11 protein-coding genes are annotated in these 13,568 nt (G+C 56.2%); 4 read left to right on the top strand and 7 right to left on the bottom strand.

Features of this window, described 5'->3' with window-relative positions; genetic code table 11:
* Positions 1–23 precede the first annotated feature (23 nt).
* The 4 genes from ON16_RS03240 to ON16_RS03225 form a co-directional block, all read right to left on the bottom strand.
* Complete coding sequence (locus ON16_RS03240; RefSeq protein ID WP_243441751.1) at positions 24–830, bottom strand: acyl-[acyl-carrier-protein] thioesterase; 807 nt, start codon at positions 828–830, stop codon at positions 24–26.
* Entirely contained in the window at positions 796–1,749 is a 954-nt protein-coding gene (locus ON16_RS03235; RefSeq protein WP_051131500.1) for a DUF2238 domain-containing protein, read from the bottom strand. Before ON16_RS03235 ends, ON16_RS03240 begins: the two co-directional genes overlap by 35 nt.
* Positions 1,750–1,950: 201 nt before the next feature.
* A complete protein-coding gene (locus ON16_RS03230; protein ID WP_051131499.1) occupies positions 1,951–3,369 on the bottom strand; it encodes a spore germination protein in 1,419 nt (472 codons plus the stop codon).
* Between the two features lie 236 nt (positions 3,370–3,605).
* Positions 3,606–5,009, bottom strand: a complete 1,404-nt coding sequence (locus ON16_RS03225; protein WP_040659341.1) for a GNAT family N-acetyltransferase — start codon at positions 5,007–5,009, stop codon at positions 3,606–3,608.
* A 203-nt stretch (positions 5,010–5,212) separates the two neighbouring features.
* Between ON16_RS03225 and ON16_RS03220 the strand changes: the two genes are divergently transcribed.
* Positions 5,213–6,778, top strand: coding sequence for a sodium-dependent transporter (locus tag ON16_RS03220; RefSeq protein WP_081579574.1), 1,566 nt, complete (start codon positions 5,213–5,215; stop codon positions 6,776–6,778).
* Positions 6,779–6,931: 153 nt separating this feature from the next.
* On the opposite strand, the gene ON16_RS03215 is transcribed toward ON16_RS03220, so the two are convergent.
* The 3 genes from ON16_RS03215 to ON16_RS03210 all read right to left on the bottom strand — a co-directional run bounded on the left by ON16_RS03215 (position 6,932) and on the right by ON16_RS03210 (position 9,376).
* On the bottom strand, positions 6,932–7,990 hold the full coding sequence (locus ON16_RS03215; RefSeq protein ID WP_369384278.1) for an MATE family efflux transporter: 1,059 nt from the start codon (positions 7,988–7,990) through the stop codon (positions 6,932–6,934).
* Complete coding sequence (locus tag ON16_RS16330; RefSeq protein ID WP_369384277.1) at positions 7,908–8,282, bottom strand: MATE family efflux transporter; 375 nt, start codon at positions 8,280–8,282, stop codon at positions 7,908–7,910. Before ON16_RS16330 ends, ON16_RS03215 begins: the two co-directional genes overlap by 83 nt.
* Positions 8,283–8,518: 236 nt before the next feature.
* Positions 8,519–9,376 carry a helix-turn-helix domain-containing protein gene (locus ON16_RS03210; RefSeq protein WP_040659339.1) on the bottom strand — a complete coding sequence of 286 codons (858 nt, stop codon included), beginning with the start codon at positions 9,374–9,376 and terminating at the stop codon, positions 8,519–8,521.
* Positions 9,377–9,652: 276 nt separating this feature from the next.
* Here ON16_RS03210 and thyA point away from each other — a divergent pair, with 276 nt between their 5' ends.
* The 3 genes from thyA to recG all read left to right on the top strand — a co-directional run bounded on the left by thyA (position 9,653) and on the right by recG (position 13,336).
* Positions 9,653–10,483 carry a thymidylate synthase gene (gene thyA, locus ON16_RS03200; protein ID WP_040659335.1) on the top strand — a complete coding sequence of 277 codons (831 nt, stop codon included), beginning with the start codon at positions 9,653–9,655 and terminating at the stop codon, positions 10,481–10,483.
* A gap of 15 nt (positions 10,484–10,498) precedes the next feature.
* Positions 10,499–10,993 carry a dihydrofolate reductase gene (locus ON16_RS03195; RefSeq protein WP_040659332.1) on the top strand — a complete coding sequence of 165 codons (495 nt, stop codon included), beginning with the start codon at positions 10,499–10,501 and terminating at the stop codon, positions 10,991–10,993.
* Positions 10,994–11,287: 294 nt separating this feature from the next.
* Positions 11,288–13,336: an ATP-dependent DNA helicase RecG gene (gene recG / locus ON16_RS03190; protein WP_040659330.1), complete on the top strand. Its 2,049-nt coding sequence runs from the start codon at positions 11,288–11,290 to the stop codon at positions 13,334–13,336.
* The last annotated feature ends 232 nt before the right edge of the window (positions 13,337–13,568 follow it).

Genomic DNA, 13,568 nt, shown 5'->3' with positions numbered 1-13,568 from the left:
ATGTTCTTGTTCTTTCGCTCCGTTCAATCCGGGTCAAACTCACACCGGCAGGAAAAGCAGTGTCCCTCTTCCAGACGGCCCTCAACGGTATAGCTGTTCCCCTCCCGAAAGCCCTGAAGGGTCAGCGTTTCGCCAAGCAATGCCTCCCTGCTGTAATTGATGTACAGCTCCCGCAGCGGCGCGCCCTGCAAATCGGCGGGCAGAACATCCCAGACAATGTCACCGTAATTCCCGCTGTACACATGGCCGTTTCCATCCAAATCGGACCAGCGGACAAGGCGGGTTCCCAGCATCTCCGTCCCCTCCCGGGGCAGAGTAATCCGGCGGCAGTCCGGACAGTCAATGGATTTGGGACAGGTGGTCAGAGGCTTGCCGGTGAAGCTGGCGGGACGCAGAATTTTACGGTCCGCCGGATCAATCAAAATCCATTCGCTCTTTGCGCTGACGCACACCGCTCCGCTTTCGTCCGTGATCTCATAGACCCGGCGCATATGCGCCCCGTGGGCGCCGTCCTCCCATGTGGTGATGGTAAGTACCTCCCGGTTGACGGGCCTGCGGTGAATCCGCAGAGCGATACCGGACAGCAAGAACACCTGCCCCATCTCATAGAGCTTTTGATGGGTCAGTCCCCGCGCGTCATAGTCGTATCCCCCTGCCGCCGCCACCAGACTCAGCAGCTTTGCGGGGCGAACATTTTTGTTCCGGTCACAGTCGACAAAACTCAGCTCCACCTCTCGGGCATAACTGTTGTCCGTGATCCATTGCTGAAATGCCTTCAAAAAATCGCTCTCCTTTTCATCGCTGACCGCTCTCCGGCCCTGCGGTTCCATCCTCTGGTTTTCCCGCCTGCTCCTTGGGTTTTTCCGTTTCCGGCGCGGACTCAGCTTCCTCCGCAGCGCTGCGATCCCGAGCCTGCTGTAAATAGTCCCGGTCCGCCTCCTTGGGGCTGGGGACAAAATTCTGCGCCGCCGATTTCTTTCTTCCCTGACTCTTCACATAGAAAAATCCGGTGACGGAAAAGACCACCGCACCGATAAAGTTCACAAACAGATCCTTCATGGTGTCGATGAGGCCGATGTCCAGATATCCGCCAAGTCCCAAACTTTCGCCGTTAATCGCCACATCGGTGATATTCGGAATCGACACCACCTTGTTCGTTCGGGTCACATCCAGCGCCACCGTGTGGAGCGCGTGAACGATGGTGTCCTTCTGCATGTCGGTTCCCAGAAAATAGTCGCAGCCAAACTCAAAAAATTCCCACAGTACGCCGATGGTCATGGAAAAGCAGAACGCCATCAGCGCCATAAATACCGGAGACAGATCGAACGTCAAGCGCGGGTCGTCATTCAAAAGCACCACCATGGAAAAGCCCACCGCCGCGGCAAGAAAGCCGTTGAGCGTGTGCAAAATCGTGTCCCAGAAGGGGATTACGATGTAAAACGCGTTGACCTCTCCCAGAATCTCCGCTGCAAAGATAAAGCACAGCACCGTGATCTCCAGAGGAGGGGGCAGCTCAATCCGCAGCCGCACCTGCACCCAGCTGGGAACATAGAGCAGCAGCAGTGTCAGCGTACAGAAGAAGGCGCTTTCATAGCTGCCCCGCCAAATCTGGCGCGCCAGAGAAAAAAACACAAGCATTCGGAGGATTGAGAACACAATGAAGGAGCTTTTATGCTCCCGCAGTTCCTTTTGCATAGCTTCCATAAAATTTTTGCGTTCATTCTTCTGATGTCTCTTTTTGATATCCATGGCTTTTTTCCCTCTCTTCAGCCCACCGTATACGGCGCGGTTCCGTCTTTGCCGACGTCATGTCACTCTAGTCGCAGGTATCAGAATATCACAAAATGGCTCCGCGTGCAAGAACAGCAGTGCGTTCCCGGCAGGGGGACTCACCTCCCACCGGGAACGCATCTCGGCTGAAAACGCAGCCCCGTTGCAAACCGTTCCCGCTCAGGTATTTTCTTTGCCGATCGGCACCCGCAGCAGCAGCCTTTTCAGCGCCTTTGCGTTGAAGGGGATCAGCGGATACAGATAGCCCGGCCCAGCCACCGTTTTGTTTGTGGCCAACAGCACGATGATTAAGATAATCCCCCCCACAAGGCCCCAAATATCGAACATGGCCGCTAGGATTAAAAGGAGCATCCGCAGCAGCTTCATAGCGTAGCCCAGCTCAAAGCTGGGCTGGGAAAAGCCGGAAATGGACACGAATGCCATATACACCAAGACCTCCGGGGTAAGCCACTCGGCCTTTACGGCAAAGTCGCCCAGAATCAATGCGCCCAGCATGGAAAAGGAATTGGACAGCGCCGCCGGCGTGTTTAGGGATGCCAGCTTTAGAAGGTCGATTAAAAATTCGACCGTTAAAAGCTGTGCCAGCAGCGGCAGCGCACAAGGTTCCGGTTCCGCCAGAAACTCCAGCCATTCCGGCAGGCGGCCAGGCACACTTACCAGCAGATACCATATCGGCGTCACAAACATGCTCAACAGAAGCACACCCACCCGAACCAAGCGGAGATACGTCCCCACCAGAGGCGGAAAATAGAAATCGTTTGCCGCCTGTGTGAAGTCGAAAATCGTGGTGGGCAGCAGCATCACCGCCGGCGTGTTGTCCACGAATACAATGATGCTGCCCTCCATCACCGAAGCCGCTGCCGTATCAGGCCGCTCCGTATATCTGATTTTAGGAAACGGATTGTACCATTGCTTTGGTCGGATCGCCTCCGCCAAGCTCTCTTGACCCATAGAGAGGGAGTAAGCCTCGATTTTTTTCAGTTTTTTTCGGAGCTGATCCAGAATCTTTGTGTCCACCCGGTCGTCCAGATAGCACAGCACCACATCCGTCCGGCTCCGTCCGCCCACCTTGTGGCCCTCCATTGTCAGATGGGGGTCCCGGATGCGGCGGCGCAGCATCGCCATGTTGGGAACAACGGCCTCGATAAATCCATCGCGGGCCCCGCGAAGGACCTTGCCGTCCGCCGGTTCCTCCACGCTGCGGGAGGGATAGTTCTTGGCGTCCATCAGCGCGCCGCCGGCGGCTCCTTCCATTAACAGTAGCGTCTTGCCCAGCAGAACCGCGGTGACGATCTCCTCCACATCATAAGCCACATTTGTCTCTGAAAACGTGATGAAGCGATCCGCGAAATCCTGCATTTCCTTCAGAGTGCCCAATTGCTCAGGGCGAAGAGACAGCCAAAATGCCCCCATGCGCTCCAAAATAGCATCCCGGCCATAACCGTCGATTACCCAGAGGCGAGCTTTCCGCCCGCCGATTACAAGGTCCCTCGCCACCAGATCGCAGCACCGACCCACGCCCAGCAGCGCGTCCATGTACCGGACATTATCTCCATAATGGCTTGAAAGCTGTTCCATACCATGCCTCCCTTTTGCGGTTTAGTATGGATTTTACGAGTGGAAGTTATGTGAATACCTCTGAAAAAAGCATCTGCCCGGCTGATTTGACTTTAAATCAAAATAAACGGCGGCGCCGGAACTTTCGTTCTGGTGCCGCCTGTATTCTTCGGGCAGACTCATAGTGCCAGCGCCATCTGCCTGTGATTCATGTCCAGCTGCGTTAAAAACCGCGGGAAATCGCTCTCCAGTTCCACTTACACCAGCTTTTCAAAGTAGTAAAAAGTCTCGTCCTCCCCTGCCGGACGCATACAGGAGGCCAGCATTTTCCGGGAGGCGGCATTCTCTTTGAAGCACTTTGCCACCACCCGCGTCAGATGAACGCCGTACAGTCCCCACTCCGCCACGGCTTTAAACGCCTCGGTTCCATATCCCCATCCCTCATACTCTTTCGCGATGCGGCAGCCCAGTTCCGCGCCGCCCCGATAGTCAAAGCGATAGAGCACCGCCTCGCCGATGAGCATTCCATCCAGCCGCACGGCAAAATTCACTGCCGCGCAGTTTTCAAAATCCCGCTTGGCCACCTCATAAAAGCTCCGCTCATCCATAGGGCCCTTCAAGCCCGCCACATCATCATAGCCCCACCAGCGGTTTCGGTCCTGATCCAGCACCAGCGCGTTGTAGGCGGGGATGTCCGCTTCCGTCATCTGGGACAGTGTCAGCCGCTCCGTCTTCAGCTCCGGAATGGCCTTTACATGGCACAACAGTTCGTTATGCGGCGCAAAATGATACTTGGGGGCCAGATGATCCGGCCCATACTGCAATTTGGAGGTCCGAAGTCCCCGGTCGGCGGCGTCGTCCTCTCGGTTGATCCAAACCACATCTCCGCCGAAATGCTGCGCAAAAGCCTGCACCATGGTGGGATAAACGCCCGCGTAGGAATACAAAGCCTTTTCAATGTGTATGATTAAGGTATCACCGCACCGCTCCGCCAATGCCAAGGCGATGAGTCGGTCCCCATTCATCATTCCGCCGCCAAAGAACCATGGCTTGTCCAATTTCTCCAGCATCCGTTTGGCCAGCTTCAGCTCTCCAACGGCCCGGGGATCGTCTCCCTTGGAAAATTCCGTGCGGTAATCCTCCCAAAACTGCTCCACCAGCGGAAGGTCCGCCTCCGTCAGCGGGCGGAACACCGCGTCGGGATAAGCGGTTCGGAATTTTTTGATGTGGTTTCGCTGCCCGGAGTAGCGCCGACCCGCAAAGGTCTGCAAATCCTCTCTTTTGTACAGGTAGTCCTGCCATGTGCGCACATTGCGCACCGCCACATAGGGATAACGCTGGAGCAGCTTGGAGGCGCGTTTCTCCGGAACCACCGAGATCACCGGCGGCATTCCGTTTTCCATGCACCAGTCCTCAATCGCGCGGAGCGCCGCCTCCTCGTCCCCTTCCGGTCCGGGGACCGGATAGTCAAACACCAAGCGGCCGTCAACCTCATTGCGGACGATCAGGCAGCCTGCGGCCTCCGCGTAAGCGGGGTGGAAGTAATCCCCCCACATGAACTTTGTCCCCACGGAGTATTCACACAGTCCGAAATCGCAGTTTTCATAATACCGGCGTAAAAAATCCCCATCCTCATCGGTGATTGGCGTAAAATTCAGCATGCTCCTAAGTCCTTTCCCGGTTTGCCTGCAGGCGGTTGCCCGCTTGCAAACGCAGTCTCTTTTCGTTTTCTTTGTGCAACTTGTTAAATATATCACATATATTCCAAAGTGGTTTGTACACTTTTTACTATTTTCGCTTGACTTCACACTTTATTCATAGTATATTCTATCCAGAAATCTATTTTAAGAAAGAGGGGTTACTTGTGGAAAATGAGAGAGGCAGTTGGGGAAGTAACATTGGCTTCCTGCTGGCAGCAATCGGCTCGGCCGTCGGCCTTGGCAACATTTGGGGCTTTCCTTACAAGATGGGTAAATCGGGCGGATTCACCTTCCTGATTGTTTATCTGCTGCTGGCGCTCTTCGTTGGCTTCACCATTATGATGGCGGAGTTGGCGCTGGGCCGCAAAACCGGCACCGGGCCTATCGGCGCGTACCACGCGGTGTCCAGCCGGTTCAAGTGGATTGGATGGCTGGCGGTCTTTTCTCCGTTCATCATCATGAGCTTCTACTCCGTTCTGGGCGGCTACTGCATTGAGTACATGTCCCTGAACCTGAGCAATCTGGCCTTCCGGGCCGATCCCATCTCCGGTGGGGACCTGTTCGGCTCCATGCTGACCAATCCCTGGGGCTGCGTGGCATTCACCCTTTTGTTTATGGTGGTCTGTTACATCATCAACCGGGGCGGCATCTCCGGCGGCATTGAGAAGTTCAACACAGTTGGTATGCCCGCCTTGTTCGTGATGCTGGTTATCATCATCATCAAGAGCCTGTCCATGGAAGGGTCTATCGAGGGTCTGAAGTTCATGTTCGTCCCCGGCTATGCGGTGGAGGGCGGCTTCATTGAAAAGGCCCCCAGCCTGATTCAGGTTATTTCCACTGCCGGCGGCCAGATGTTCTTCTCCCTGTCTCTGGCCATGGGCGCCATGATTACCTACGGTTCTTATCTCGATAAGAAAGAGAATCTGGTGAAAAACTCCGGCATCATCGTCATTGCTGATACCATGGTGGCCACCATGGCCGGTATCGCCGTGATTCCCGCCGCCGTGGCTTACGGCATCCAGCAGGGCATCCCCGTGGGCGACATCGCTCTGGGTGGACCCAGCCTCCTGTTCGTGACCCTGCAAAACGTGTTCAACAGCATGGGCAGCATCGGCCCCCTGTTCGGCGTAATCTTCTATCTGCTGGTGCTGATCGCCGCCATCTCCTCCGCCATCTCCCTGATCGAAGTCATTACCACGTTCTTCATCGACCGGGCGGCGAAGCAGGGCAAAAAGTCCAACCGTCCCAAGCTGGTGCTTCTGGTCTGCCTCGCCATCATGGTGGAGGCCGCTCTCGTTGCAGTGGACGGTCTCGGCTCCAACGGCGTTCCCGTGCCCTTCAAGGAAATGGCAGCCACGGTCCTCGCTGACGGCACCGTGCAGTACGCCGGTTGGAACGACTGCTGGCTGGACTTCATGGATATGCTCTCCGAGGGCATTGCGATGCCTCTGGGCGCGCTGCTGATGAGCGTTATGATCGGCTGGGAGCTTCAGCCCAAGAGTATGCTGGATGAGATTCACTCCGGCTGCGGCAACGGCATCGACGGCTTCTTCTCCATCTGCATGAAGATTCTTGCTCCTTTGGGCATGGTTCTGGTTCTGTCAGGCCAGATCGGGTCCTTCTTCGGTGAAACAGCTGGCAACATCGGTTATATCATCGGCATTATCGTCTTTGTCATCGGCTTTGCCGCCGCTTATACCTCTCCCAAGAGAAAAGCAGCTCTGAAGTAAATTTTCCGCAGCCTGTTAACCTGTCAAAAATCCGGAGGACGCCTGTGGGCGCCCTCCGGGTTTTTTCTGCGTCCTTATAGCATTAGAATATCAGAATTTACTAAACCGAGCGATGGCATTTACAACAGCAATCAAAAATTTCGACGCATTCCGTCAATCCTTCAGCGCTTTCGTTTCCCACCGGTGACCCCGGTAGCGAATCACAAATACAACGCTGCGCCCGATCCAGTCCACAAACATGGCTCCCCACATACCCAGAACTCCCATCTGGAATGTTTTTGCCATGATCACGCCCAACACCACCCGAAACGCCCACATGGACGCAGAAGAAACCAGCATGGTAAACCGGGTGTCGCCTGCGGCTCGGAGCGTTTGCGGCAGCTGAAACGCCACGGGCCAAATCAGGATACCGATGCCCCCGTGGGCCAACAGGAGGATACGGGCGTAATCCGTGGCCTCCGCCGAAAGGCTGTAAAGCCGCAGCAACAGCGGCAGCGCCGCGAAAATGAACAGGTTTGTCAGCAGCATGGACACATAGCCCCAGCGCATCAGCTTGCGGGTATAAGTCCGTGCGCTTTCAAATTCCCCCGCGCCCACGCAGCGGGACACCACTGTTACCATACCGAGTCCGATGGACTGCGGCGCCAGAATTTGAAAGCTGGCAAGGGTATTGGCGATGGCGTTAGCCGCCACAGACGCTGTGCCGAAGGCGGAGACAACCGAGAGCAGCAGCAGTTTTCCCAGCTGGAACATGCTGCCCTCCACTCCGTTGGGCACGCCCAGCAGCAGAATGTTCTTTATAATGGCTTTTTCATGCCGGAACGAAAATTTTTCCGGCAGATGGAGCGGTAAAGTGGGTTTTTTCAGCAGAACCACCATTGCCACCGCCGCCACGGCCCGGGATACCAGCGTTGGGATTGCGACGCCCTCCACGCCCCGGTGAAACCCAAAAATCAGCACGGCGTTGCCCACCACGTTGATGACATTCATCCACAATGACACCCACATGGAAATCTGTGAGTTTCCCATTACGCGGAACAGCGCCGCTCCGGCGTTGTAAATGGCAAGAAAAATCGTGGATGCCTCCACAATTAGATAGTATGTGTTGGCGTAGTCCGCCACATCCGCCTCAATCTGTCCGAAAACCACATGAAGCACAAACGGACGTATGCAGTAGAGCAGCACCGTGATTCCCACCGCGCACTCGCCCATAAACAGCAGCAGCTGTGCCCCGGCGCGATTGGCTTTTTTCCATCTCTCTGCGCCCCATGTACTGTCCCGCCACCACCGCGCCGCCGGTGGCCAGCGCGGAAAACAGACTGACCAGCAGCACGTTTACCGCGTCCACCAAGGACACGGCGGATACCGCCGCCTCGCCCACGCGGGCCACCATCAAGGAGTCCGCCAGACCCACCGTGATCGCCAGCAACTGTTCGATCACCAGCGGAACAATTAGTTTCCGCAGGTCCGGATTCGAAAATTTTGTTGATATTACGCCACCCATTTTATATCGCCCTCTAAATCTTTATCAAAATGTTTCCCGGCAGGCTTCTCTCCCCCGCCGCCCCCGTTTTCTATTTTCGTCTCTTGTCCTTCCCCACAAAATGATCCCGGATTTTCAGGGAAAGAGGAAGACGAGGCCGCAAAATAAGCAGCCTCGCCCGCAGGCGGGGACCTGTTTCGCTAGGCGGTGGTCCAACAACAGGCGAAGACGCGTTTCACAAAACCCGGCTCCATCCACTAGCCGCGGGGCTGGAAATCCCGGGGGCTGGCGTGAAACGTGGCGCGAAAGGCCCGCAAAAATGCGGAATAGTCCCCAAATCCCGCCTGCTCCGCCGCTTTCATCACCGGCACGCCCTGCCGCAGCAGCTCCCCCGCCAGCAGCAGCCGCTTCTGGCTGATATACTGGTGGACGGCATAGCCGGTGACTTCTTTAAACCGGTGCATAAGGTAGTATCGGCTCAGAAAAAAACGCTCCGCCAGCGCGTTCACCGTCAGGGGCTGCTCCAGATTTTCGGCAATATAGCGCAAAATCTCCTCGATTTTCGGATCGGATCGGTAGGCATCCTTCTCCCGCTCCGCCGTCCGATCCTGCAAACTATCCCGATTCACGCCGATCAAAAGCTGCTGGCAGCAGGTGTCCGCCATCCGCCCGGAGCCGTATTCCTGCGACCGGAGTGCCTCTTCCAGCTCCTGAAACCGGCGCATATAGAAGGGTCTGCGCTCTCCGTCCGTCCGCAGCAGGTGGAATCCCCGTTGGCAGGCCAGATCGAAGCAGGCAGACAGCGGCTCGTCCGGGTCGCTCCGCCGGTCCATCCACTCCCTCCCCAGCCACAGCACCATCCGTTCATAAGGTTCTGCCGGATCAATCATGGCACGGTGAATCTGGTTCCGGGGCACCAGCAGCAAATCCCAAGGTTGAAGGAAGTAGGTCACGCCCTCCACCATATAGGTCACCCTGCCGCCCAGAAGGAGAATGATCTTATCAAATTCGTGGTAGTGGTACTCCAGCGTCTTTGTGCTGGTGTCTTTTAGGTGGAACAGGCGAAAATTTTCCAAAAGATATCCTCGCTTATCCGCTTCCAGTCCCTCCGGCATCGCCTATCCTCCCCTCGTTTCCCATTTGATCGCAAAATTCAACAGGACGGCCCCTCCGTTCCCGAAGTGCAGGCCGTCAAACGCGCGTAAAAATAGCGGCCTTGCCGCTGTTTTTTCATCATACCGCACTTTTTGCATATTCGCAACCATATTTTTGCCAAAAGATGCAATTTTATGAGGTGCTTTTTTGCCTTTTCCGTGGGAATCGACGTTGAAACTGACGGCGGTGTCTGCTATACTATTTAAATACGATTTGAAGGGACAGAGGTGGTCATCATGAGCCGCGCGGACGAACTTTTCATTCAAAACTGCCGGGATATCCTGCAAAACGGCGTTTGGGACACAAACCAGCAGGTCCGTCCCCACTGGGAGGACGGAACCCCCGCCCACACCGTTAAAAAATTTGGGATTGTGAACCGCTATGATCTTTCCGCCGAATTTCCCATCTTGACGCTCCGGCGTACTTATTGGAAGACGGCAGTGGACGAGCTTTTGTGGATCTGGCAGAAGAAATCCAACAATGTCCACGATTTGAACGCCAAAATCTGGAATCAGTGGGCGGACGAAACCGGCTCCATCGGCAAGGCCTACGGCTATCAGCTGGGCGTAAAACATCAATATCCTGAAGGAGAATTTGATCAGGTGGACCGGGTGCTGTACGATTTAAAGCATAATCCCGCCAGCCGCCGCATTTTAACCAATATCTATAATTTTCAGGACCTTCACGAAATGCACCTCTATCCCTGTGCCTACTCCATGACCTTCAACGTCTCCGGCGGCACGCTCAACGCCATTTTGAACCAGCGCAGTCAGGATATGCTGGCCGCCAACAACTGGAACGTGGTGCAGTACGCCGTGCTGGTTCACATGATGGCGCAAGTCTCCGGTCTGAAGACTGGAGAACTGATCCACGTCATTGCGGACGCTCACATTTACGACCGCCATGTCCCCATCATTGAGGAGATGCTGACGCAGCCGCCCGCCTCCGCGCCCCGGTTTTTTGCGGACCCGACGGTCACCGATTTTTACCGTTTTACCCGGGACAGCTTCAAACTGGAGGGGTACACACCCGCCTCTTTTGAGGCGAAAATCCCCATTGCCATTTAAGAGGGAGGCTTTTTCATGAACGCAATCTTATCTGCGGCGCAAGACTGGGCCATCGGCAAGGACAATCAACTTTTGTTCCATCTGAAAGAGGATATGCGCCGCTTCCGCACCCTTACCACTGGAGGAACGGTCATTATGGGCCGCCGGACGCTGGAATCTCTTCCCGGCGAGAAACCGCTGCCCAAACGGCGCAACATTGTGGTCACCCACGACCGCCAGTTTGTCCGGGAAGGAGCAGAGATTGCCCACAGCGTGGACGCCGCCCTGAAACTGGTGGACCCCTCCGCAGACGATGTGTGGGTCATGGGCGGTGGCAGCGTTTACGCGTCGATGCTGTCCCGGTGCAAGCGGGTCTACCTCACCCGTGTGGACGCTGTGGTGGATGGCGCGGACACGTTCTTTCCCAATCTGGATAAACTGTCCTGCTGGAAAATTGTCTCCCAGTCGGAGCCAATTGTGGAGGACGGAATCTCCTATCGGTTTGTCGAATATCAAAATCTGAATTTTTAAGCCTGCCTCCGAGGTCGTTGCCCCGGCAAGCTGAAAAGCGCTCCAAATGCCAGTGGCATTTGGAGCGCTTTTTATACGCGGATTTACAAGAAAATGCGGCTGACTCACACTCTCTCGGTGCCCAATGGTAAGGGTCTTCTGTATACTTTCGCCGGCTTGCTTCGTTCTCTCTCCCGCCCAGTTCTCCTTCATAGCTCTCCCGATCGCGCGCCTTGCCAATCGTGGGACAAATGGGTATAATAGGCAGCAGACGACATTGCAAAAGCAGCATTGCTTAAAAAGGAGGCGATCCCCATGACGGAGCTGAACTCCGACGTACAGTTCATCAAAGGCATTGGCGGCCAGCGGGCCAAGGCTCTGGCCAAGCTGAATATCTGTACGCTGCGGGACCTGATCTCCTATTTCCCCCGCGCCTATGACGACCGGACGCAGACAAAGCGCATTCAGGATTTGCAGCCCGGAGAGACTGCCTGCGTAGAGGCCATGGTGTCTGCCCCTCCCACGCTCTCCCGCATTCGTAAGGGACTGGAGCTGGTGAAGCTCCGGGCGGTGGACGACTCCGGCGCGCTGGACGTGACGTTTTTCAATCAGGCATGGCTAAAAAACAGCCTCAGCGCGGGTGAGACTTATATTTTTTACGGCAAGGCAGAGGGAAACCTGCTTCGCCGCCAGATGGCAAACCCGGTTGTGGAACCGCTGGGCCGGGGGGAACTGACGGGACGCATCGTTCCCATTTATCCCCTCACCGCCGGGGTGAGCCAGCTGATTTTGTCCCGCTCCATCCGACAAGGTCTGGATGCCTGCGCCGCCATCCTGCCGGACGCACTGCCGGATGATGTCCGGCAAGCGCACCACCTTTGCCGCATCGGCTTTGCCTATGAGAACATCCACTTCCCCTCCTCTGCCGAGGTGCTCGACTTGGCCCGGCGGCGGCTGGCGTTTGAGGAACTATTTTTATTCACCATCGGTTTGCGCCGTCTCCGCTCGCGCCGGGACGAGGTTCGGGTGGCCCCCTGCTCAGCGGTGGATATGGGGCCGTTTTACGCTGTCCTCCCCTTCGTCTTAACTTCCGCCCAGCGGCGATGCGTGGATGAAGCGCTGGCGGACATGCGCTCCGGGAAGCCCATGAATCGGCTGTGTCAGGGGGACGTTGGCTCCGGCAAAACCATGGTGGCGGCTGCCTGCGTGTACTTCTGCGTGAAAAACAGTCGGCAGGCGGCGCTTATGGCCCCCACAGAGATTTTGGCTCAACAGCACTACAACGGCCTTGCACCCATACTGGAGCATCTGGGAATTCGCTGCGCTCTGCTGACGGGGTCCATGACTGCTAAAACAAAGCGGTCTATCTGCGCACAGCTGGCGGCGGGTGAGATTGATTTCGCCATCGGCACCCATGCGTTGATTTCTGAGGGTGTGGAGTATCAGAATCTAGGACTGGTGGTGACGGACGAGCAGCACCGCTTTGGCGTGGGCCAGCGGGCGGCGCTGGCGGCTAAGGGAGAAAGCCCCCACATGCTGGTCATGTCCGCCACGCCCATTCCCCGGACGCTGGCGCTGATTTTATACGGCGATCTGGACGTCTCCATCATCGACGAGCTGCCCCCCGGGCGGCAGAAGATCGACACGCTGGCCGTCTCCGGCGGCTACCGTCAGCGGCTATACGCATTTCTCCGCAAACAGGTGGAGGAGGGGCGTCAATGCTACATCGTCTGCCCTATGGTTTCCGAGGATGAGGACGCGCCGGACGAGCGAAAAGCTGTCACGGAATACGCTAAGAAATTGCAGACTGAGGTGTTTTGCGATCTGCGGATCGCCTTTGTCCACGGGAAAATGAAGGCGAGGGAAAAGGAATCGGTGATGACCGCCTTTGCTGCCGGAGAAACAGACATTCTTGTGTCCACCACGGTGATTGAGGTGGGCGTGGACGTACCCAACGCCACAGTCATGGTGGTAGAAAACGCGGAGCGGTTTGGCCTGAGCCAGCTCCATCAGCTCCGGGGCCGCGTGGGCCGGGGAAGCTGCAAATCCTATTGCATTCTAATTTCTGACAACAAAAATGAGGAAACCCGACAGCGGCTCCGGGTCATGACCCAAACCGGCGACGGATTTAAAATCGCGGAGGAGGACCTGCGGCTTCGGGGTCCCGGCGACTTTTTCGGCCTGCGCCAGCATGGACTTCCCGGCCTTCGGGTAGCGGATTTGGGCTGCGACGCGGCGCTTTTGAAGGAGGCGCAGGCCGCCGCGGACACACTTCTCGCCAAGGACCCGGCGCTTTCCTCCTGCCCCGCCACAGCGGAGCGGGTGACGGAACTGTTCCAGCAAAATGCGGATACCCTCAATTAGCATACAAAAAATAAAAACAGCGCTAAAATCAGCCTTTAGAATGACGGCGGCGCATGTTTACTGCACCAAAATTAAAATACGGGTCCCATTTCCTTTTCAACGTGTTGAAAAGGAAATGGGACCCGTTTTGTGAAACAAAAAGGCTTTACCGAAATCGGAAAGAACCATCCGGCGGAGCTTTCATTTCTTTGAAAGCGAGATTGGTCAGGTTACTCCTCGCAGAGCTTAAGCA

It is taken from the genome of Oscillibacter ruminantium GH1 (genome assembly GCF_000307265.1).
Taxonomy (GTDB): Bacteria; Bacillota; Clostridia; order Oscillospirales; family Oscillospiraceae; genus Oscillibacter; species Oscillibacter ruminantium.
This window is presented reverse-complemented; position numbering and strand designations above follow the sequence as displayed.